Below are 23,650 nucleotides of genomic sequence, written 5' to 3' on the forward strand. Positions count from 1 at the left end.
GAACTAGGTAACTTAGGTTTCAATGAAGTTTTACAACAAGCTCGAGAATTAATTGAACCTAAAGCACGTATTTCTTTTCCCTTAACCAAAAAGTACGATGTAGAATCAATATCTGGTAAAAAAGTTTTAATCAAAGATATAGATGCCTATAAAAATCAGATTATTGCTAACATTAAGGAAAATATTACCTTACTAGAAGCTCTTGAAGAACAACTGAAAGATACAATTGATGAAATTGGTAAACTCTACCATGCTGCTATTGACCAAGTTGATGAAATTTTTAAAATCAATGAGAACTTCCTCAAGAATACCAAACTCTCACAGCAATTTTAGAATTTTCTTGGCACGAAAAAGTCCTCAGAACAATTTCTTGTTCCGAGGACTTTTTACTTTCAGAATAAAAATTTGTACCTAAAGCACTTAAGTTAACTAAGTTGCTAAGGATAAGTTCCTAAGTTCCTAAGTTCCTAAATTCGCTAAGAGACAACTCTTAGAATTTGTAATCTAAAGCAAGTTTAACTGCTTTTTGATTCCAATCAGCAGTTTTCTCTAGATTACCACCTAAAGAGATCTTGAAGTTATTAGTTAAGTTAATGCTATAACCTAGGTTTAAACGAGCTAGGAAGTCATTATCAAACACTTGACCAGTTGTTGAACCATCTGCAAGTCTTAACTTGTAATCACTACCAGCAACTTTACCTGTAACGCTTAAACCAGCTTCAACTGCTGAGTTAAAACCAAAGGTTTTGAACTGCGTAAATGCTTTTACACCAGCATGCGCAAATAGTTGTTTATACCAACGACTTTGTGCTGATAAAGACACTAACTGCGAAGCAGCGTTAGTTGCACTTTCGTTAAAGCTATCTTGGTGCGTAAACTCTGCTGTTAAACCACCGTTTACAATTAAGCCTCTTTCTAGGTTACCTAGAGCTAACCAACCCGCTGATAAGTCTAAACCATAGTTTTGACTATCAAAGTTTACTTTTTGGTCGGCGTCCGAGAACACGGTACGCGTTACTTTAAAGTCATTAAAGTTAGCGTATAGAGTAGCACCATAGTATACACGCTCAAGCGCTTTACCAAAGCTTGCACTAAAGCCATAAGATTTAACTTTAGCAAAACCTGCAGTGATATTTGAAGTTGCAGAACCTTCATCCCAGTTACCGCTTAGGGTTTGCACTGCAAAACCTAAGTTATAACCAGTTAAGGTTTGCGTATAAGCACCTACAGTGTAAGCATTAGCATCTAAATGACCTTTTAAGCTCGAGTTGCTATCCCAATCTTGCCAACGATAACTATAGTCAGCGTAAGCATGCCATTGGTTATCTAAGCTCGCAAAACGTCCTAAAGCTACATTACTAAAATCTAACAGATTAGTACGTGCTTGTTGGCTTGTTGCTTGTAATAAGTTGCTATAGATAGTACCTGAAGCACGTAAAAGTAAGTCGTTTAACTCACTTGCGCTTAAGCTTTGTACATTACTTGCTTGGTTGATAATTGAATCATCTGCTGTTAAGGCAACTCCATCTGTACTTGCCGTACTTGTTAAAGCAACATCAGCAGATGAAGCTGTAGCTGTAGTTGCTACAGAATCTGCAGAAGTTAAGCTAACGCCAGTGCTCACTTCACCCGTACCTGTTACTGTAACTTGACTTGCAGTTGTTGTAATTGCATCTGCAGCAGTTAAGAGTTTATCAACTTGACTAGCACCTGCGCTATAAGCTTGGTAATCTGCTTGGCTAACTTCAGCACTTGTTAAGTAAGTTGAAGCCGAGCTTGCGGTTAAATTAACATAAACTGAAGTTGAGTTTTGTAAAACTGTACAGTTTACTGTCGCTGAATCATCGTAATCAGAAACGATTTGATCAAAGTTACCCGTAATATTTTTTGCGGTTAAAACTTTAACTTGAGTTGTTTTACCAGTGTTTACGTAAGCTTTAGTGTTGATTAAAGCTAAAGTACCATCTAAGGTAGCATTACCTGAAACGTTTACAAAGTAAGATAAGTTTGTTGCTAAAGTAGCATTATCTTTATTTACAAAATTTCCAGAAATTTGCGTATTTTGTAATTGTAAATAACCGTTGTTAGTAACATTAGCTAAAGTTGCATTGTACGCTGCTGCACGACCAAAAGAGTTGATGTATAGGTTACTTTTTAAGCTAACAGTTGTTTCATTGGTACCACCAATGCCAGCACTACTTTTATCTTGTAGAACTAAAACACCACCTTTAACTACAGTATCACCTGTATAGGTGTTGTTGCTACCAGTTAATACTAACTGGTCATCAGAGTTTGCACCCTCAACAACTAAACCATAGTTACCTGTAATGTTGTTATTAAAGAAATAACGCTTACCTGTACCAGAGATATTAGCATTAAAGTCACCAAAGACAAAAGCACCCGGACCATTTAAAGCTACAGAGGCGTCAATTACCCCCCAGCCAAACACATCATCAACACCTTGCTCACCAATATCGTAAGCAGTAGTTAAAAGAGTAGTTTTTAATTGTTTTGCTGTCATCCAGTCAAACTGCTCTTTTACCATAGCAGCTACTGCAGAAACAATTGGTGCAGATCCTGAAGTACCTACGAAAGTTCTTGAACCTGAAGCATTGTAATTAGCTACATCCCAAGTATAAGCACCAGCCACACAGTTATATTTAACTACACCACACTGTAAAGCAGCAGTAATTGCCCCTGTGCTATAACCTACAATACCTGCAACGTATAAACTTGATGAAAATTGTGAGTTAGTGGTAGTATTTTCACTTAAAGCGGTAGTGTTTGAAACTTGGTTTTTCGCTTTATTCGCAACTGCTGTATAAGCGTTATTAACGTCTAAGGTGTAACCAGTTACTACGATCATCGCATCAGCGATATCGTTATCTTGCGAGAATTGATATAGTGATGAATTAGTGTCTAATCCACGACCATAATTTACATCAGTCCAAGATGAGGTTACAGAACTATCAGCTTGGTATTTTGCTTGTAAGTAAGCAAGATAATCGTAGTTACCTGATGAGAAAATAAATAATGGAGTGTCGCTCTTAGCAGTAATCGTTTTTAAAGCACTATATGCGCTCGTATAAGAACTCGCTGTAATAATGTCTTTAGTTTCTGTATCAGTAACTAAATAAGGAATATAGTACGAGTTATTAATAATCGACGCAGAGGTGTTATACATTGCTGTATAAATTTCACCTAGTAAATTATTTGCTGAGTAGTTATTTAACTGATTGTAGTAAATAGTTACATTCGGCGTTAAACCGTTGTAAGTAGTATTTCTCTGCGCAGCAATAATTGCCGCTACAGTTGTTCCGTGATCTGAATCAGATCCTAGAATAGTATTATTTGTAGTATCTGTTGAATACTGGTTTGTAGTTACAACTTCATTGAAGTTTGAAGAGTTAAAACCTTCCCAAGATTTATTTAAAGAACCGTCAATTAGACCTACTTTTACATTTGAACCAGTGAAGCTAGTGCTGTTCTCTGCTAAAGTAGCTTGTTTGTCGTAGTAAGAAGCTGAAGAACCAGTTACTGATAAGTAGTATTTACTACCATTAACTGTAACTCCTTCACCAGAAACTACGTTTACTAGACCAAGAGCTAGTAAGTTATTGTAGTTTACGGCATTGCCTGAACTTTTATCTGTAGGCCAACCTGTTAAAGTTGTGTTACCTGTAGAAGTGTGAGAAATGGTAAACGCATTTGTATTTGCGGTCTGTGAACTTGTAAATGAAGCATTTGCTACAGATTGAGCACTGGTATTCGCAAAAGAAACGTCAGTTAAAGTAACGTTATAATCATTTGTTGCAGAACCATTAGTCGGAAGAACTAACTGCGTAGTTGAAACTGCAGTTAAAGCTGTAGATAAAGAAGTTGAAGCTGTGTTTGACGCTTGGCTGCCACCACCGCCACCACCTCCACAAGAAGCTAGCAGAATAGCCGAAATAACTGCAACGATTGAATTGTTTAGGCTATTTAGTTTTAACTTTCTAATACTCATATTAAAAATACCAAATAATTCCGAATTGAATCTTTTTCACTAGGTAACTTTATCGTGATATCAATTATCCACTAAAAAAAATACCTAGAGATCTTATTTATAAAAAAGAGCCAAAACTTGAGAATTTTATCCTTTTATCTTAAGGGGAATACTGTAATAAAATTTGCCAAAATATATCTCTTATTATACCCTTAACTAGCTGTTAATTACTCAAGAATTACACAATTTAAAGCGCATTTTTACCAAAAAATGGCAATTACCTCTTACAACCTCACAGACTTAAAGTAACTTTGCGCAAAAACTTAGATTTTCTCTCCAAGTTTAGAGGAGTTTTTACTTAATTCGCGTTTATTGGATTCGTGCTTACTTAAGACTCTCTATCCTAAGTCTTGTTTACTCAAACTTCATTTACTTGAGTTAATTTTACCTAAGCCTCATTTACTCTTTTTTTCTGATCTCTAAAACAAGAAAAGAGGAAAGCTAGAGCTTTTCCAAGCTCCGGCTTTCCTCTTATAACCTAATATGCAACTTTTAATTTACAAGTTGTTACAGAAAAGTATTGAACTACTAGTCTTCCCTAACAAGTGCTAGTTAACTAGCTGATTCTTTATCATCTTCTTGTTGTTTGTTCTGTTCTTTTAAAGAATTAAGCTTATCCATAGCTGCTACTGTACGAGCAATCTTCTGACTGTCTTCAGCACTTTCAGCAAAAGCTAAAGTATCTAAACTCGAAGTTTGATCTTCATATTTTGCTTCAAGATCTTCAGGAGAATTTTTACGTAAACGTAAAGTTCTTAGTGGATTTAAACCTGCAAACTTCGCACGGTTTGGCATAAAGCAGAAAATTGTTAGCACTGCTAACCATGGTACACTTACACAAGCAATCCCCAAGATCACCGCTAAAAACGTACTTTTAAAGCGAATGTAGATTGCGAGAACTAGAACTAATGCCACTACTTGACTGCCAATTAATCCCCAATCCACCTGTTCCGCATTAACATCTGGAATTGATAAACTCGCAAACGTCAGAATGGTCATAATACACAGACTTAAACTGCGATTTAAGGCAACTAACCATTGCGCTTGTAAAACTTTTTTCGGTACTAGAAGTGGTAAACAACGAGATAAAGCTGTACCCGCAGCTAATACCAACATCATGAGTAAATAATCAAGATTACTAAATTCAGGCATCATAACTATTTACCTCCTGCCATTTTATTACTCGCAAAACTGCGCAGTAAAATACATAAAGCACAAAATAAAATTGATGCCAGAATTAACCAATTGGCAAAGAATACTTTAGCTAGCACAAAAGCAACTACGGCTAACGCCACGCCAAAGTAAGATTTATTCTTCTTGAATTGCTCATATGCCAAAATAATAAAGAGTGCGGCTAAAGCAAAATCTAAATGAGGTACCAAATTTCCAATAAACCCACCGAGTACTACCCCCACTAAAGTCGAAACAAACCAATAGAAAGCTAAAATTAAATTCGTACGCAGTAAGTTTAACTCACGTACTTTTTCACTTTCAAGCGACATTAAAGCAAAGGACTGATCGGTAATTGTAACAGCTTCAAAGAGTTTACGACAAAGGTTTTTGCTCATAGTTGGCGCTAAAGCAATCGTATAGAAAATATGACGTAAACTAATAATAAATGACGTCAAGAACAACGAACTAAAACTAGCCTGCGCAGCCATTAACGGAATTGCTGCAAATTGCACCGATCCCGAAAACACTATTAAACTTGAAAGTAAGGTAAACCAAACCGGCAAACCTACACTAATTGCCAACACCCCATAAGCTCCACCTACTGCCAAAAATGCAATAAAAATTGGCAGAGTATTTTTTGCTAAAGTACTCCAACTAATTAGCAAGTCAGCATCATTTACCATTTGCTGGGCAGTTTCTTTTTGCTGACTAAGTAATTGATTTTCTTTACTTGAATCTTCAGACATAAGTAACCTAATAATCTAACTAGCAAAGCCGTGCTTTGCTCACAAACATAATTAACCAAATAAACAGTATAAACACACAGCAATAACCAGTGCTCAAAATAACCTGCGCTCAAATAACTAACTCTCACTTAGCCAGCTAGTAGAATAGCAGGCTAGCAAGTTAGCAAGTTAGAAAGTTAGAAAGTTAGCAAGTTAGAAAGTTAGCAAGTTAGCAAGTTAGCAAGTTAGCAAACTGACTGCAGGATAAGTCAACTGAGTTATTGCGTTATCTTTGATTTTAGCAAAAAAGGCAAAGAAAGCAAGGGGTTACCTTAGGAAATATCACAGCAATAGTTAATCTCATCGCCTCTCCCCAAATTACAGACAAAAGAAAAAGACCTTTAGCAAAGCTAAAAGTCTTAATGAATATATTTTATTGAATCTTATTAATTATAAAAAGTAGGAACGAAAGCTCCAAAACAAATTAGCGACGTAAACCTAATGTCGTTACGATGTTAACGTATTTTTGAACATCAGTACGTTTTAAGTAGTCTAATAATTTACGACGTTTAGAAACCATACGTAATAAGCCACGACGACCGTGGTGATCTTTAGTATGAACACGGAAGTGGTCTTGTAAGTGGTTGATTTGCGCAGTTAATAACGCGATTTGCACTTCAGAAGAACCAGTATCCTTTTCTGTACGACCAAATTTAGCTAAAATTTCAGCTTTTTGTTCTGAACTTAGAGACATATTTAATTTCCTATATAAAAAAATTATTACTAAACTCACCTGATACCGATCTCTAACTCAGTATAGGCGCAATTACTAAAGAGTACTTTTTTTATTTCGATCTACTTTAATAATTAATCCTGATCACATTTTGAAACTATAGAACATTCTATTTCTTAGAGTAAGATAGAACAAATTTCAAAATGCGACTGCTATTATAACAAATATAAAGTTACTTAGTTAGACTTTTTTTGTTTTCTTGAAGAAAAATCAAACGATAAAAGTTTTTCCCTGCAAGCTCTTCCTGAACTAGAGAACAAAGCACAAGTTTTAAATAATGTACTAATAATGTACGCATAATGTACTAATAATGTACTAATAATGTACGCTTAAACTTTAATCCTCTTCAAGCAAGGAGACATAAAAATAGCAACCTAAAATAGTGAGAGAAGCAACTAGAAAAACAGCTGTAAAAATAGCAAGAGAAATCATTAGCCAAAGTATAAGAGAAAAAATTATATTCTCTTCTGAAAATATAGTAGTTCTTTGCTATAATATTGTCCGTCAAATTGTACAAGCGTACAAATTCACTATAAAAAATTTTGACAAACTTAATAACACTACAAAGTCGTCAGCTGACGACTTTTTGTTTTATCTAGCAACTGCTAGCAAGTAAATTCGTAAGCAGAGACCAAATAATTGCTAACTATCCTCTAAGAGAACTAACTAAATTCTGAGAGTTAACTAAATTCTAAGATTGGAAGAACAAAATTCTAAGAGCTAGCTAGCTTCTAAGAGACACAGAACAAAATAATCAGAGAATAATATCTGATAAGCTTACAAAATTTACTTGCAAAACCTCATATTTTGCAGGTTCAATGGTTGCAAAGCAATAGTTTTGAAGCCCATAACAGCTAGTTTTCTATCTACAAGTAGTTTATTTCTAAAAGAAATTACCTTAATAAACATACATATAACTAATAACCCTATAAAAATATGTCAAATATTTCTTATAGAACTCCTTGCTTACGTTATAATACAGATATAAATGAGCGATTACTCAATTAATAAAATTAATCCTCATGGTTGAAATAACTATAACTAAGCTTAATATCCTACGGTATTACCTACCTATTACATGACAAGTGAGCATTCAAAAAGATTTTTGTACAAAAATCTTTTTGTTTCCTCACTTTACTAGAGTGAGAATTTTTGCACTCTCTTACTCTTCAACTAACATCAACCTATTTGGACTATATTATGGCTAGACCCCTCTGTGCAGAGAAAAGAGAAGCAATCATTTTATCTGCAATTAATTTGTTTTATCAAGACGGCTTTAATGCGCCGACGAGTAAAATAGCTCGTGAAGCAAAAGTTTCAGAAGGGACAATCTTTACTTATTTCAAAAGTAAAGATGACCTTATGAGTAATGTATACCTTTATTTAAAAAGCAACTTACTAGAAGTATTACTTAAATACTTTGATGAGCATAACAGCAAAGCTTGCTCGTTAGAAGCAATTAAAAGCTCTTTTAAAGAGTATATTAATTACGGAATTGCTCACCCAGAAAGATCTATCTTATTAAACCGTTACATTCTTAGCAAACAATTTCCAAAAGAGTTTTTAGATACGTTCCGTAATGAATGTGGCGCAATTACTAAGTTAGTCGAACTTATTATTCCATATGGACCAATGAAAGATGCTCCATTGGACATGGCTTTAAGTCTATTTGCAAATATGGGGAATAACGTTATTCATTACTGCGTGATCAATGATGTTACAGATCCTAAGCTAATTGACCAATATGCCGAAATTCAATTCAATGCTTATTGGTTATCTCTTTGTGGTAAGACTAAAGAAGAAACTGAAGAATTACTCAAGAAGTTAGCTCAAGAGCAACAAAACGTTGCGCAAGAACAACAAAACTCTACTCCACAACAAGCAAGCAACTAGCTATAAAGCATTAGAATAAACTACTGCTAACAGCAACTGTTGCAACAACCACAACTGCTACATGCTCCTGAAAGCAAATGCAAATAACTGCTTGTTTTAAAAATAAACCAAATAAACCACTAGAGGGTGAGACGATAAAGTCTCACCCTCTAGTGGTTTTACGTATGCTGAGCACTCTAAGCTCTTAGCTATGTTGCATAACTTAGCTATGTTGCGCAATAAAATCAGCAGTAATCTCTTCTATTTCTAGCTCTAACTCCATCCAAGCTTCTTCAAGCTCATCAAGTTTAGCTTTGTACTGATTATTCTCTAAAGCAAGAGCACTTACCTTAGCGCCGTCTACGGTAATCTCAGGATCAAGGAACTGCTGTTCAATACGAGCTAACTCCTCTTTTACTTCATCCATTTGTTTTAACAGACGATTTTGCTCTTGGGTTTTGCTAAGAGTTAAACGTTTTAACTCACGCGCTAGACGTGTATCCGCTAGAACGTCTTTTTCCTCTTTAGGTTGGCTAGTTGTTGGGTTCTCTGCTTGACTAGCTGCAACTTTTTGGGCATGAGCTTCAAGGCGCTGTTTCTCTTTTTCAGCTTTGTAATTTAATACCCATTTGTAGTAGTCATCAAGATCACCATTGAACTCTTCTACCTTACCATCATTAACGAGGTAGAACTCTTCAACTACGGCAGCTAGTAAGAAACGGTCGTGCGAAACGACAATTAACGATCCGGTAAACTCTTGTAAAGCTGTCGCTAGAGCTTGACGCATATCCAGATCTAAATGGTTAGTTGGCTCATCGAGTAACAGTAAGTTCGGACGCTGATAGACAATTAACGCTAACGCCAAGCGTGATTTCTCACCCCCTGAAAAGTTTTCAATTTTCTCAAAAACTTTATCACCACTAAAGTTAAATCCACCTAAAAAAGTTCTTGCCTCTTGTGGCAGAATTTGCGGATCCAAACGTGTTAAAAGTTCAATTGGCGTTGCATTTAAATCTAGTTTATCAACTACATACTGATTAAAGTAGCCAAGTTGCACTAGTTCATTAATCTGAATAGTGCCCACTCCATCAAGAGGTTGTAACTCTGACGCCAAAGCTTTTATTAAGGTAGACTTACCCGCACCATTTAACCCCAGTAAACCAATACGCATCCCTGGCATAATATTAAAGTTAACATTCTTTAAGACTGGTTGTCCAGAGATATAACCTATATTAGCTTTACGTAAATTAGCAATTACTGCTGGTAAACGTTTACTTTCCAAGAAGTGAAAGTCAAATGGGTTTTTAGTAACAACCGGGTCAATACGTTCAAGCTTTTCTAAATACTTGATACGCGATTGTGCTTGACTTGCTTTTCTTGCTTTGTAACGAAAACGCTCAATAAAACCTTTTACTTTTTCAATATGCTTTTGTTGATTAATGTACTGCTTTTCTTGAATTTCTAGGTTTTTAGCACGCTGACGAACAAAGTCAGAATAGTTACCAGTGTAAGAACTTATTGTTTGGTTCTCAATATAGAGTACATGATCAGCAAGGTTATCCATAAACTCTTGGTCATGGGAAATAAAAACAATAGTTCCTTGGTAACGTTTACTAAGAAAATCTTCTAACCAATAAACTGCATCTATATCCAAGTGGTTCGTCGGCTCATCAAGAAGCAGTAACTCACTATGCACTAGTAAAGCACGAGCTAGGTTAAGACGAATACGCCATCCCCCCGACAGTTGGTTCACTGGTTTCCCTTGTTGCTCTTGGTTAAACCCCAACCCCTCTAAGATAATGGCCGCACGTGTTTTTATTGTCCAAGCGTCGATTTCATCGAGCTTGGCATTAGCCAAAGCAATAACTTCACTGTCGTTAGATGCCATAGCTTGCGCTAGTTGCGCTTGCCAGTGAGCATACTCATAGTCCCCATTAATCACATATTCAAGTGCAACTTGCTCTGTGTTCGGAACCTCTTGCTCTACCCAAGCTATACGCACAGGATCTATTTCTAAACTTTGCCCAAACTGTAATTTACGCTCTTGAGCATTGAGTTTAAATGTATTCATTAAAGTCGTTTTGCCTGTACCATTAGCACCACACAAAGCTACTTTATTACCTGCATTTACTCTAAAGTTTAACGAGTGGAGAAGCTCTCTACTTCCCACCCAAATATTCATATTAGTCGCGGTTATCATCGATTTCTTTTAATTTAATCGCTTCTTGTAAAATAAGCGAAGATTGATATAAGAAAAGATCAGCTTTATCACCGAAGAACTCTGCGGTTTTACCAAAGTTTTCTATAAAGTCAGCTTTGTTATCTTCTTGCAGTTGGGCAATTGCTTGACTAGCAGTTGCAAGGTATTTTTTCATAGCTTCTTTGCTTTCAGGGTTATCATAGATAATATCTGCATATAACTCTGGATTTTGCGCAAAGAGACGACCGATCATAATTAGCTCTAAACCATAAATCGGTGAAGATAAATCAGTTAACTCTTGTAAAGTAAAACCTTGCTCTGCGGTAAAACGTCCTTGTAAATAAGTATTAAAGTGACGTACAGCCTGCATGTGCGTCATAATCTTGTCATGCTTTGCAGCCGTAGTTTCAACAATTCTAGCCCCTAGGATTTTCCATAACTGAATGTATGGTGCAAAGTAAGCAGCGTCTCTTCCAGGACAAGTAATAATTAACTGTTTATTTAAACTTGGGGTAGCAATCCCGAACATTGGGTGCAGTCCCATTACCGGACCTTCGTGGTGAGCTAGCATAGCTTCAACAGCAGGTGTTTTAATTGAAGTTATATCACAAATCCCTGCAGTTGGTTTAATCCACTGACAATAATGAGCAATCAGTTCTGGCGTTTGATGAATTGGTACCGCAAAGATTACTAAATCAGCATGAGGTAATAATTCTGGCGCTAAGTGAGCATTATCTTGGTCAATAGCAAAAGCTAAACGTGTACTGTGGGTACCAGCAAAGATTTCTAAGAAAATAGAACCTAAACCACCTTTACCACCAATTACACATACAATTTTGTCTTTAAGCGCATCAAACTCGCTTAATAAACGAAGTTGTGCACTTTCGATAAGTTTTTCTCTTTCGTCTTCAATACGTCTAATCTTATCTTCAATAAATTCTAATTGCGCTTTTTCTTCTGCGGTTAAAATTTCTTCCATACTAACACTTTCCTAAGTAAGATTTTTTGCTTACTATTTTAACAAATATAGCCTATTTCCTCAGCAGATAATCGTACTCACAAGTATAAGTAAGCACAAGAACACCACAATAACCAAAACTCCGGTAACAATAACCAAAACACTGGTAACTATAACCAAAACACTGGTAACTATAACCAAAACACCCGTAGCAATGACAAAATCACATACAACACTGCAAACACAGCCAGCACAAAACCACCGAAAAAAAGCACCCGTAGGCAAATTTAGGCAAAATTTAGGCAAAATAAAAAGAGCCACAGTTGCCTGTCGCTCTATAGAATTTGAGAACTTTAAATTTGAACTAGAAGGAGAGTTCTAGACCGAAACTTAAAATATATGAATGCAAAAATTAAGAATACTTATATTATAAAAGATAAAAGTAAAAAAGTCAGTAAAAAAAGTAAAAAATTTTGATTTAATTACTTAAGTTATTGATAATAAGGGTATTTATTTGCAATTTCTGCGTTTTTTACTTGTAAAAAGAAGCATTCAGCTTACTTTTGTAATTTTTAGTAAGAAAGTAAAAGTCTCTTTTGTTAGAAAAGGCAAATACTTTTTTTCGATAAGCTTACTTTTGTAACTATTAGCGAGTAAGTAAAAGTCTCTTTTGTAAGAATCTGCAGGTTGCAAATGCTATTGGCAACTACTATTGGCAACTGCTATTTACGATCTGCGATCTGCGATCTGCAACTATCTTAAGCAATGCATCTATCGCAATGCCTCTATCCTCAGCAAATAAATCTTTTTACAAGAAATAGATTACTCGTCTTTACTTTGTAAGATATCCGCTAGTCTTGGTTCTCTTACCTTGCTTACCTTGTGATTTAAAGTTGGTAAACTATTTGGTTCTGGAGTAATAAATCCAAACCCAGGTAGTTTAAAGGTATAAAGATCCACCCAGTTAATATAAATATCACTTAAATATTTAATCGCTTGGTTTGAACGAATAACATCATCTTCTTGGTTACGATTAAAGATATAAGTTTTACTTTCAACTGGATCTGTTGGATTTTGACGACGATACAAGAAGTGAATCCCAGTAAGTTCTCGCTCTTTGATGTACTCTTGGATTTTACTTTCAAGATCTTCAATTTGCGCTTGCACTTTACGCTCATAGCGGTGCTTACCGCGAATGTTAGCATACTTAGCTAAGCGTTCTGCGTCCTTAGCTTTAGCTGTAGCCTCTTGTTCTGCTTGGATCACTTTAAGCTCGTCAGTAGCTTCAGTTAAGTCTAAGCTACTATTTCCTTGCTTCTTACTTGCTACTTCCGTTTGCTCTGCAAGCGTACCTAAAGCTTGTAGCTTATCAGGATCTTGCTGTGAGATTAAGTTCTCTAAGCGTTTGATACAGTTGTTGAGGTTACGCATACGATTCTCTGAAGGACGAGTTAAGATCATTGGATCGTATGGTGGTTTTAAGCTCTCTTGTAAACGAGAGATTAAAGTTCTTACTACCGTAACAATTGCGAACTCTAGATCTTCAAGTTTAGCAATACCTATCTTGTAACTAATATTTGGTGATAGTTTAAAACTTAAACCTGTTGGTAAGTAGTTAATCTCTTGATGCCACAGATTAGCATAGTTAGTTACCCCTAGATACAGAGGCGCTAAATGCTCAACATGACGGAACTTACTATGTAAGGCACAAGCTACATAGAATTCATTATTTTGCGCTTTAACTATATCGCGAATTAAATTCCAGCTTGTTACCTTTGGAAAGTAAACACCTAACTCTTGATCAAACTCCAAACCATGCGCTTGCGCGTAAGCTAAATTCGCTTGGGCTGTTTCGGCATCCACTGCGGTGTATAGACTACGATCTTGTAAGCTAAAAATTCTCACCGTATAGTGGTTAAAGGCATTAGCGGTTAATAAACGCTCATCTAACCCAATACTGTGGTTAAACCAAGCAACAATATCCTGATTGATTTCAATGTTTGAAGCAAAATCAGGATTTTCACTAGCAATAGTTGCTAATAAGCTTTGCGCTTTTTCATGCTCAGCAATTTGCTCATCAAACTGCTCAAGGTTTTTAAAGACCTGATGAACAACTTCACCTTGTTTGGTACCAGGTAAGCTTCCTGGATTACCCCAAGTAATAGTTACTGGGCTATTGTTGGCAAAAGAATACTTTATATCCTCTAGATTACCAGAACTAAAGTTATCCAGAATTGGCGTACAAAAGTTAAAGCCATAGTTACGACACATGTGACGTAATAATTTCCCAATTCTTTCTAACTCTGGATTTGGTGTAGTTGCGTCTATGCCATAGTAGTTAAGTAACCAATCTAGATCTAGATTGATGTTTAATACAACATCAGCTTTTACCACTTCAGGTAGATAGTTGAAGTTCGTAAAGATATTACGACGACACTCGGTTCCTGAAATTGGCACATAATCACGTGCAGGATCAACTAGTACAGCTTCTAAATCCAGATAGTACTTGTAATTCTCTGCATCCTGAGGTTCTGAAGTATAAACGTATTTAGGTTTGTGCTCTAGCTGATCTAGATGAAATTGCACAACACGCGCCCATTCAAACCAACCATTTGGGTAAGATGGAATGTTATCTTCACGTAAGTTATATACTTCAACGTTGCTGTAAGCTTCAGTAGCACGACGTACCCATGAAGTACGTACTTCACGCGTTGGTTGTACTGGTAAAGAAGAATCCCAGAATAATCTTTCATCACGTTTTTCATCAGAACAAACAAAAATATACAAGTAGTCACACTCAATACGAGCGCGATCAATCATATACAAGTGTCCCTGATGCAAAGGGTAGAACTTCCCAAAGATTACCCCAATCTTAGCATTCTCAGGTAATCCTTTTTTGCTTTTAGGGGTAAGCATATTCGTGATAAAAACTTGGTTTTCCATGTCCAAGGGCTCATAAGAGCGACTGTGGTCATGCACCTGCTGGTAAGCTGCTTCTGCCGACTCTTCGAAAGCTAATTTAAGCTCTTCGAGTTCTTCATGGCTTAAGTGCTCGGCGTATACAGGATTTATTATTTTCTTTTTTGCTCTCGACATAATAATTTGGAGATTTAGCGCTCATAATCTCTAGGATAAGCTAGAGATTATGAGCAAATTATAGGTATTGATCCCAAGAATAGAGAATTGAACTCTTTCTTTGATTTTTACTAAAATTATTTTCTAAATAATACTCTCGAGGAGCAAATATATAGACGTTCTTTTTAGCACGAGTAATTGCGGTGTACAACATACTACGGGAGATAGCAAAATCACTTAGCTTCAGAGGCAGAACTATGTAAGTATTGTCAAACTCATCACCTTGAGATTTGTGAATGGTTGTAAAAAACGCTAACTCGTACTTGTTAATAAAAGATAAAGGCTCACGTTTATAGTTGTTGCTTGTATCTTTTTGGTTAAAGTAAACGTAAGTCTGTCCAGCTTCTTTAACTACTAAACCTAAGTCACCATTAGATAGTTTTAAATCTGCCTGGTTAGTAGTTACTACAATAGGGTAAAAGGTATCAGCCTCAAAGTAGTTTTCTTTAAACATCAGCTTATTAAGGACGTTTACCCCTAGGTTGTTTTCACGACCTGGACAGAGAAAACGAACGTTTTCAATAATGGCAAAGGCTTTTGCGAGGATATCCTGACGGAGATTTTGGCGAAGTTCTTGACTTATATCCTGACGAAGATCTTGACCTAGAGCCTCTCTATTAATAGCGTCTTGTCCATTAATAAGGTCTTGTCCATTAAGAGCCTCTTGTCCTGAAGTTACACCTTTATCTCTAATATCTCTTGCTTGATTATAAAGCTTGTCATACTCTCCTGCCAAGTCCAGCAAAGGCGCAAATGCCTTAGAAGCACGATGTAAAATTAAACTCTGACTAAAGTCATTATAATTCCCTGCAAGACGAAACTCACCATCTTTAAATACTTGGAAAGCTTTACGGAGTTGATCTGAGATAATTTTACTTTCTTGACTTAAGTTAGCACAATCTTCTGCTTGCAGTCCTTGCTCACTTAGTTGACTAAACAACTCACGTACTTTTACCACAACTTCATCACTATTTTCCTTTGCCAGTAACTTTCTAAAAAAAGAAGCTTTTCCAGCAAGGGATAGTTTTTTGAGTTCTTTATGATCTTTAGCTAGAGCAACAAGAGCTTCAAGCCAAGAGACAAAAATATCTTGGTAAGAGTAGAAATAACCACCGGTTTTTTCTAGGTCACTTAGTTCTTGTTGTAAAAACTGACTATGAGGTAAGTACCCCTCTTGTCCAGCTTCCGCGCGATTAATGTACTCGGCATAACTAGCAATAATACTATCTTCTTTATAACGGTGTGACTTAGTTAGTTCGTGCACTAAGTCTGCAAAATTAGAGAGATTATCTTTGCTTACCAAGCTAGCTTCTTGGTCTTTAGACCAATAAGTAGCAATTGGACGTTGGTATACTTGAGCAAAAACTTCAGCATTATTTACCTGCGGAGAATAAGCTCGGAGCTTATCCTTGCTTGGAGCATAAACACTTTGCTCTAGTTGGTAAGAAACACTTTCGAGGACATTTCCCTCACCAATTGATGGTAACTGGTTTTTATCCCCCAGTAAAATTAACTGGGTTGGTAAATCAAGTGAGTAAAGTAAGGTTACAAAGTTTTGTAAGTTTATCATCCCTACTTCATCGACAATAATTAGATCAGCTTGTAACTTATGCACGCCTAAGTATTTACCTTCAACATGAATTGGGTTAATTCCTAGAGCAGCATGCAAGGTAGAATCAGTTGCCCCTAAGAGCGAATCTAGAATTAACTTGAACTTTTTCTGAACAAGATCAAGCTCTAACTTAAGTAAGTTACTTAAATTAGTCAGTAATTGACTAATTAAACGGGTTTCAAAACTATCCTTACCTGCAACATAATCTAGCCAATGCTTTCTTAAGCCTTGTGCACGATTACGAATACTATCCCCTAAGTGCGAAGCAGCTTTACCGGTTGGTGCTAATAAATACAGAGTTAAAGCTTGATTAGTCTTACGACTAAAGAGCTTTAACGCTAAACTTAAAAAGATCATACGGTAAGCTGTAGTTGTTTTCCCCGTCCCTGGACCACCAATTAAAAAGCTCAATGCTTGCTCTAAAGCCACTACCGAACTTAAGTCTTGGTTGTTTGGTACTTCCCCCGCTTCTAAAGCACGTTCAAAATCCCCCTCTTGTCTCCCAAAACGATTTAAAAAATTTAGTAAGTGAACTAAGAGTTGATCTTTAAGATTATTGCCTTGGTCATCAGGGAAGTTATAAACTAGTTTAGTTTGACCTTTACGGGTTAGATATTTAACTACCGCTGTTTCTTGGACATAAGGTAAAGAAAGACTGATAAACCCTTGCGGTTGCTGAATAACAAAGAAGCGTAAATGTTTTGGAGCTTCAGCCTCTAAGCTAAGATCGCTAAGATCATTACCAGACTCTTGTTCTCTTTTACTTGCAGATAGTTTTTCTTCTGCGTTTGTTGAAAGCTTTTGCTCTTTGCCAGTAGCTAGGTTTTCTTCTGCACTTGCTGAAATCTTTTCTTCAGCACTTGCAGAGATATTTTCTTCAGCACTTGCTTGTAGTTTTTCTTCTGCACTTGCTTGTTGTTTTTCTTCTGCAAGTTTGTACTTACTCTTAACTAAAGTTAAACGTTCTGCAGCATTAACTACTTGGCAAAAATATGGCTGACAAGTAAAGAACTTTTGCCAAGCTGAGATATCTTGCCATAGACCTGTTGGTGTTTCTTCTTGCTTAGCTACTTGCTTAGCTACAAGATCAGAGGTTTGTTCTTGCTCGCTAATTTCCTGAACACTCAAGTCAACCGGATCACCAACTAAATCATCAACTCCGCCTCCAAGTCTTTCTTGCCCAATTAAAACTCGCGCTAAAGCCAAATGTAAACGAAGATTACGATAGTAAAACTCCACAAAAGTATCTTGTTGGCTTTTAATAAAGTTTTGCTCTAACAAGCCCTCGGTTAGGTCAAGGAAAAACTCTTGTGGATTTACTTGCCATAGATGACTTCTAAGAGGTGCTAGTAAAAACTCCTGATCAATTTTGCCATTACTCACTTCGTATGGGTAGTTAATTAGCAACTGTTGCCATACATGCTCTGTTAATTTTGTCGCAAAAAGTTCAAGTAGAGGTTGTTTTTTGTACTCTTTAGCTAAGCTCTTTTTAGCAATAGCTGCTAAAAGCTTTTTGTACAAAGTCTCTTCTACTTTGTTGGTGCTTTTGAGTGAAGCAAAAAGGTTAGCTAAGTAATTACTTACATTGCTTTGTAATTGAGCTACTTGGAACTCAAGCACTATTTTCGATCCAAGTTCTGATCTTTCTTCATCTCTTGGTAGCTGACCTATTGCCTCGCCACCTAACAGTTGACTTCTTGGATACTGATAAGGAAACTCTGGATCGCCAAAGAAAGTAATCTCTTCACTCGCTTGTTGAAAATCTTTGACCTCTTTTACTTGCTCTACATAGCTTCCCACGAGCAATGCCAAGTCATGATGTTTTCCCCAAAGAGTTACACGAGCAAAAAACTCGTCCATGCTAATTGCCGTATTATCATGGATATGCTCATACTTTAATAAAGCAAACAAAAAGTTTGCTAATAAAGTGTCATAGTCATTTTGTCCTGGATAAATAGTATAGCCATGAGTTAGAGTTTCTTGAGGATGAGGTCCACTAAGATCAATGATCGTTAGCAGAGCATTGTAATAACTTGGTTCAAGCTTACGCGCTAAATAAGCACGACGTGCTTCACGATAAAGCACTTGGTTTAATGGTTTCTTTTCAGCTTGGAGAGTAGTGTAAATTTGATCCATGTAGAGTAAATACTTAAAAGGTTTAACTTTTTTCTCTTATTATAATCAATTTATCCGTTATCCTCGCTAAAAATCAGATTTTTCTTAGAATTAATTACTTGGTTCTCATATTTTTATTTAATCTACTTCTCTGTGAGCAAATTGCTGACCAACTCTGGTTAAGGTACAATAATTTCCCTTTTCTCCTCAAGTTAAGTAATAACTTGTCCTAAACTTAGCAAACATTTGTTAGTTTCCTTTCAATTTTGGGCAAAAATATCTAAGTAGAAGATTGCAATTTGTAATAAAATGATTAGAGTGCGAGAAAAAGAAAAGTTATAAATTTTCTTTATAACCCTACTTTTTCTAGAACTATTATTTACATCTATTGGAGCATTTTTGTGTCTAATTTAAATACTTTCGTTGTAGTAGGTACTCAATTTGGTGATGAAGGTAAAGGTAAAATTATTGATGTTTTATCTCCCACCGCTGATTATATCGTTCGTTTCCAAGGAGGAAATAACGCAGGACACACTGTAATTGTTGGCGAAGAAAAGTTTATTCTTCACTTACTACCATCAGGTATTATTAACAGTAAAGGTAAATGTGTTATTGGCGCTGGTCTTGTTGTAGATTTAAAAGTTCTGTTACAAGAAATTGACGCTTTAGAAAAACGCGGTAAAAAACTAGATAATTTATATCTAGATGAGCGTGCACATATTATTTTCCCTTACCACATTGCCGTAGACAAAGCTAAAGAAGAGTCTTTAGGTTCAAACAAAATCGGTACTACCCAACGTGGTATCGGTCCTTGTTACAATGACAAGATTTCTCGTAACGGTATTCGTATCGGTGATTTACTGGATCCAGAGCGTTTTGCTGACAAGCTAGCATGGAACATTAAAGAGAAAAACGATATGCTTGAACGTTACGGTTGGCCTGAGCGTTTTGAATTTGATACTCTTTACAATGAGTACATGGAGTTAGCTAAACTTATCACTCCTCGTATTATCGACGGGGTAGCTGAAGTTAACCAAGCTGTGGCTCAAGGTAAAAAAGTACTATTCGAAGGGGCTCAAGCAATTATGCTTGATATAGATTTTGGTACTTATCCATATGTAACTTCATCATCTCCAACTTCAGGTGGGGTATGTGTTGGTACAGGGGTTGCGCCTAACAAACTTAACCGTATCGTTGGGGTAATGAAAGCTTACACTACTCGTGTCGGTGAAGGTCCATTCCCTACTGAACTAAACAACGAATTAGGTGAACACATTCGTAAAGTTGGTGGTGAGTTTGGTGCAACAACAGGTCGTCCACGTCGTACTGGTTGGTTAGACTTAGTTATGGGTAAATACGCTACTTTAATCGATGGTTTAACTGATATCGTTCTAACTAAAATTGACGTTTTAACCGGTTTAGAAACTATTAAAGTTGCTGTAGGTTACAAAATTGACGGGCATGTTTACTCAACTTACCCAGGTAACTTACGTAAATCTAAACCAGTTGAAGTTATTTATGAAGAACTTCCAGGTTGGACTGAAGACATTAGTAAAATCAAAGATTACAATGACTTACCTCTAAACTGCCGTAAATACATTGAATTTGTTGAAAATAATCTAGGCGTACGTATCTCTATGATTTCTGTAGGTCCAGAAAGAACACAAAACATTTACCGTGCAGAGTTCTAAGTAAGAACACAAAATGCCCTAAAACTGTACGTTTTGGGGCATTTTTAGGTTATGAATATCTAGCTAATGGAAAATAAACTTACCTCTTACCTTGTTAATTAAAAAAAGATGACAGATCCAAACAATATCTATGATTATCCATTATGTTCACGCTACGCAAGTGAACAGATGAAGCATATCTTCTCTCCTAACTTCAAGTTCTCAACTTGGCGTAAACTGTGGTACTACCTAGCTCAATCAGAGCAAGAGCTTGGTCTAGACTTTATCACTGATGAACAACTAACCCAGTTAAAAGACAATATTCACAATATTGACTTTGCCAAGGCTCACCAATACGAAGTTGAATTAAAGCACGATGTAATGGCACATGTGCATGCTTATGGTGATGTTGCTCCTTTAGCGCGTAAAATTATTCACTTAGGGGTAACTTCAGCTTATGTTGGTGACAACACTGACCTAATCCAAATTAAAGAAGGTCTAACCTTATTAAAGCAACGTTTAGTTACTTTTATTGCAACTTTAAGTAAGTTTGCCGAGCAATACAAAGACTTACCTACTTTAGGTTACACTCACTTCCAAGCTGCACAATTAACTACCGTAGGTAAACGTGCTACTCTGTGGTTAAAATCTTTTATGTTTGATCTCCAAGAGATCGAGCACCGACTTGCAACTCTTGAATTCCGAGGCGTAAAAGGGACAACTGGAACGGCAGCTTCATTTAAAGAGCTTTTTGGTAATGACTACAGTAAAGTAGTGGAGCTTGATAAACTTGTTACAGAAAAAGCAGGCTTTACGCATCGTCAAGAAGTTTCTGGACAAACTTACGATCGTAAACAAGACTCAATGGTATTACAAACTCTTGCAGGTCTAGCAAGCTCGGCGCACAAGTTTACCAATGACTTCCGTCTGCTACAACATTTAAAAGAGCTTGAAGAACCATTTGGTAAAAAACAAATTGGCTCTTCTGCGATGGCTTACAAACGTAACCCTATGCGTTGCGAACGCATCTCTGCCTTAGCAAAATTTGTTCTTAGCTTAGAGATGAATGGTCACTTAGTACACTCAACTCAATGGTTTGAGCGTACTCTAGACGATTCAGCAAATAAACGTTTATCTTATCCTCAAGCTTTCCTAGCTTTAGATGCTATTTTAATGATCCTACAAAACATTGCCGAAGGGATTGTCGTTTATCCAAAAATGATCGAACGCAATGTAATGCGTGAGTTACCATTTATGGCAACTGAAGACATTATTATGGATTGCGTTAAAAAAGGCATGGATCGCCAAGAAGTACACGAAGTTATCCGTGAGCTCTCTATGGAACAAGCGCGTCTGGTAAAACAAGAAGGACAAGACAACCGCTTAATCGAGGCAATTATTGCTGATGGACGTCTACCAATTAACCAAGACGAAATCAAAGATCTGCTCAATCCAAGTAACTATATAGGTTTTGCCCCTCAACAAGTTGAGGAATACTTAACCCAAGTTATTTACCCTATGCTTGAACGTAATCGTGAGTTTGTCTTGAGCGAAAGCGTGGAGTTTACCGTTTAGGAATTCCCAAGCATACACAAGCATATAAACAACTAAAGGTCAGACAGTAAATGTCTGACCTTTAGTTGTTTTAGAAGTATTGAAAATATCTTGTAGTACTTGCTTCCTGTAGTCCTTGCATTCTTACTGTACTTATCCAGTTTAATAGAACTACCTAAGACTAGATTTAAACTACCTTAAAAATACATTCTAATGTATTATCTTGGAAATGCTACCAGTTTACTTTCAATAATATCTTTAACTTCGTTAACAGCAGCTGAAGATAACGAACCCGTTGATGAATTCCCAAGGTTGTTAATGCTTGCATTATAAAGCTTCCAATCATTTACCTTAGCAACACGCACATTATTAAAGTCAACTGCTAGTTTATTTGAGCTTGAATAGCCAGCTAAATCTACACTACCTCCACCTAGAGAGTAGAAGTTACTTACATTAATCCCTGTAAATGTAGGTATGTTGTCGCCAGTATTGTTGTAAGTTTGGTTAAAGTTAGCAGCTATATGAATTGGTGTGCTAGTTTGGTAAGCGTATACGTTGTTAAAGCTTACTTGACTAATCTTGCCACCATTTTGTGCATTTGCTAACACAGCTACACCATTGGTTGCTTCGTTTACTACGAGGTTGTTTACTTTTACTTGGCTAATGCCTTTAGTTGCATTTAAACCAACAACTACCCCAGTACCAGAGTAAACATAGTTATCGTTTAAAGTAACGCCTGTAGTTGGAGCTTGCTGGGCTGCAACTACTACTTGCATGCCACTAGTAAGTAAATAACTTTTTTCTAAGTTAGCACCAGTTACACCATCAAGAACTACCCCATTAGTCATAGGTGCTTTTGCATTTACTTTAATCCCAGAAACTTTTGCGTTCTCAACTTGGCTTAAAGATAAGGCATTACCGTGGTAGTTAGTAAAAGTAAGACCTGATACTTGTAAGTTTGCTACTTTCTCTGCTTTAACTAGAGCTGGTAACTGTAACACGCCTCTGTCTAGGTGAGGAGATTTTTGTGCTTTCTCTTGTTGTTTTTCTTTGACTTCTTGGGCTTTCTCTTGAGCTTTTAAAGCCTTTTCTTGTTCTTTAGATAGATCTTTATCTTTGTCTTTACCTTTTGGAGGTAAACCCGCAGGTTCTACAAAAGAACCGCTGATAGTACCTTCACCTGCTAAGGTTACATTATCCCCTTTAACCACGATTAGGCTCATTGGCGCATTCATTGGTGCCGGAGGAGCTTTTGTTTGCTCTGCTTGGCTTGGTGGGTTGCTTTGCGAGTTACTTGGTGGGTTACTAGGCATAGCAACTTCTTGTTGTAAAGTTGTACCTTTGCCTAGGTAAAGATAGCTCGCAGCGGGAACTGACAATTGACTTACTTTGTAAGTTCCTGAGGATAAAACTACCGCTCCTTTACCACCCGCACAAGCTTCTAGAGCTTGTTGAATTTGTGCAGTTTGATCACCATTACCAGCAGAAAGGGTTTGACATACTTGACTTGGCATTTGCGCAAAACTACTCGTAGCTAAACCTACGGCAGTTAAAGCTAAGGCTAATTTTTTCATAAAGTAATTCTCTTTGAAAATGAGTTCTCTTTGTTGTTTGTCTATGGAGAGAAAGCAAAGGTTTGAGTGACTTGGAAGCACCTTGGAAGCATAGCCCTTTTAGGAAAAATATTATTTGTAGAAATTAGTGACATGCTTTTAAACGTAACTCTAAGCATAACTCCTTTTAAGCGTCATTCCTTTTAGGTATAACCTTTGTTGCTTTAGTAAATTTGTCAGGCAGA

13 protein-coding genes are annotated in these 23,650 nt (G+C 36.5%); 4 read left to right on the forward strand and 9 right to left on the reverse strand.

Annotated elements, in window-relative coordinates:
- The coding region (locus CKF54_RS08195) for a hypothetical protein (protein WP_222987563.1) at positions 1 to 333 on the forward strand (333 nt) is incomplete at its 5' end.
- A 157-nt stretch (positions 334 to 490) separates the two neighbouring features.
- Here CKF54_RS08195 and CKF54_RS06960 read toward each other — a convergent pair.
- The 4 genes from CKF54_RS06960 to rpsO all read right to left on the reverse strand — a co-directional run bounded on the left by CKF54_RS06960 (position 491) and on the right by rpsO (position 6,697).
- Positions 491 to 4,006, reverse strand: coding sequence for a S8 family serine peptidase (locus CKF54_RS06960; RefSeq protein WP_119525632.1), 3,516 nt, complete (start codon positions 4,004 to 4,006; stop codon positions 491 to 493).
- A 591-nt stretch (positions 4,007 to 4,597) separates the two neighbouring features.
- A complete protein-coding gene (locus tag CKF54_RS06965; RefSeq protein WP_119525633.1) occupies positions 4,598 to 5,200 on the reverse strand; it encodes an AzlD domain-containing protein in 603 nt (200 codons plus the stop codon).
- 2 nt (positions 5,201 to 5,202) lie between these two features.
- Positions 5,203 to 5,964 (reverse strand): AzlC family ABC transporter permease, encoded by a 762-nt coding sequence (locus CKF54_RS06970; RefSeq protein ID WP_119525634.1) that lies wholly within the window; start codon positions 5,962 to 5,964, stop codon positions 5,203 to 5,205.
- 463 nt (positions 5,965 to 6,427) lie between these two features.
- Positions 6,428 to 6,697, reverse strand: coding sequence for a 30S ribosomal protein S15 (rpsO, locus tag CKF54_RS06975; RefSeq protein WP_119525635.1), 270 nt, complete (start codon positions 6,695 to 6,697; stop codon positions 6,428 to 6,430).
- 1,239 nt (positions 6,698 to 7,936) lie between these two features.
- Here rpsO and CKF54_RS06985 point away from each other — a divergent pair.
- Complete coding sequence (locus tag CKF54_RS06985; RefSeq protein ID WP_119525637.1) at positions 7,937 to 8,629, forward strand: TetR/AcrR family transcriptional regulator; 693 nt, start codon at positions 7,937 to 7,939, stop codon at positions 8,627 to 8,629.
- 202 nt (positions 8,630 to 8,831) lie between these two features.
- Here the strand turns inward: CKF54_RS06985 and CKF54_RS06990 are convergent, their stop codons facing one another.
- From CKF54_RS06990 to CKF54_RS07005, 4 genes are all read right to left on the reverse strand, one after another.
- Positions 8,832 to 10,790, reverse strand: a complete 1,959-nt coding sequence (locus tag CKF54_RS06990) for an ABC-F family ATP-binding cassette domain-containing protein (protein ID WP_262407828.1) — start codon at positions 10,788 to 10,790, stop codon at positions 8,832 to 8,834.
- Between the two features lies 1 nt (position 10,791).
- Positions 10,792 to 11,787, reverse strand: a complete 996-nt coding sequence (tyrA, locus tag CKF54_RS06995) for a bifunctional chorismate mutase/prephenate dehydrogenase (RefSeq protein WP_119525639.1) — start codon at positions 11,785 to 11,787, stop codon at positions 10,792 to 10,794.
- An 801-nt stretch (positions 11,788 to 12,588) separates the two neighbouring features.
- Complete coding sequence (locus CKF54_RS07000) at positions 12,589 to 14,862, reverse strand: adenylyltransferase/cytidyltransferase family protein (RefSeq protein WP_119525640.1); 2,274 nt, start codon at positions 14,860 to 14,862, stop codon at positions 12,589 to 12,591.
- 58 nt (positions 14,863 to 14,920) lie between these two features.
- The gene (locus CKF54_RS07005; protein ID WP_119525641.1) at positions 14,921 to 18,649 is read right to left on the reverse strand and encodes an AAA family ATPase; all 3,729 of its coding nucleotides are present in this window, start codon (positions 18,647 to 18,649) and stop codon (positions 14,921 to 14,923) included.
- 380 nt (positions 18,650 to 19,029) lie between these two features.
- Here CKF54_RS07005 and CKF54_RS07010 point away from each other — a divergent pair, with 380 nt between their 5' ends.
- Together CKF54_RS07010 and purB are read left to right on the forward strand one after the other, a co-directional pair.
- Positions 19,030 to 20,319: an adenylosuccinate synthase gene (locus CKF54_RS07010; RefSeq protein ID WP_119525642.1), complete on the forward strand. Its 1,290-nt coding sequence runs from the start codon at positions 19,030 to 19,032 to the stop codon at positions 20,317 to 20,319.
- Between the two features lie 108 nt (positions 20,320 to 20,427).
- Complete coding sequence (purB, locus tag CKF54_RS07015; RefSeq protein ID WP_119525643.1) at positions 20,428 to 21,873, forward strand: adenylosuccinate lyase; 1,446 nt, start codon at positions 20,428 to 20,430, stop codon at positions 21,871 to 21,873.
- A gap of 197 nt (positions 21,874 to 22,070) precedes the next feature.
- On the opposite strand, the gene CKF54_RS07020 is transcribed toward purB, so the two are convergent.
- The gene (locus CKF54_RS07020; protein WP_119525644.1) at positions 22,071 to 23,426 is read right to left on the reverse strand and encodes a glycosyl hydrolase family 28 protein; all 1,356 of its coding nucleotides are present in this window, start codon (positions 23,424 to 23,426) and stop codon (positions 22,071 to 22,073) included.
- Between the last annotated feature and the right edge of the window lie 224 nt (positions 23,427 to 23,650).

The organism is Psittacicella hinzii, assembly GCF_003585885.1.
GTDB lineage: Bacteria > Pseudomonadota > Gammaproteobacteria > Enterobacterales > Psittacicellaceae > Psittacicella.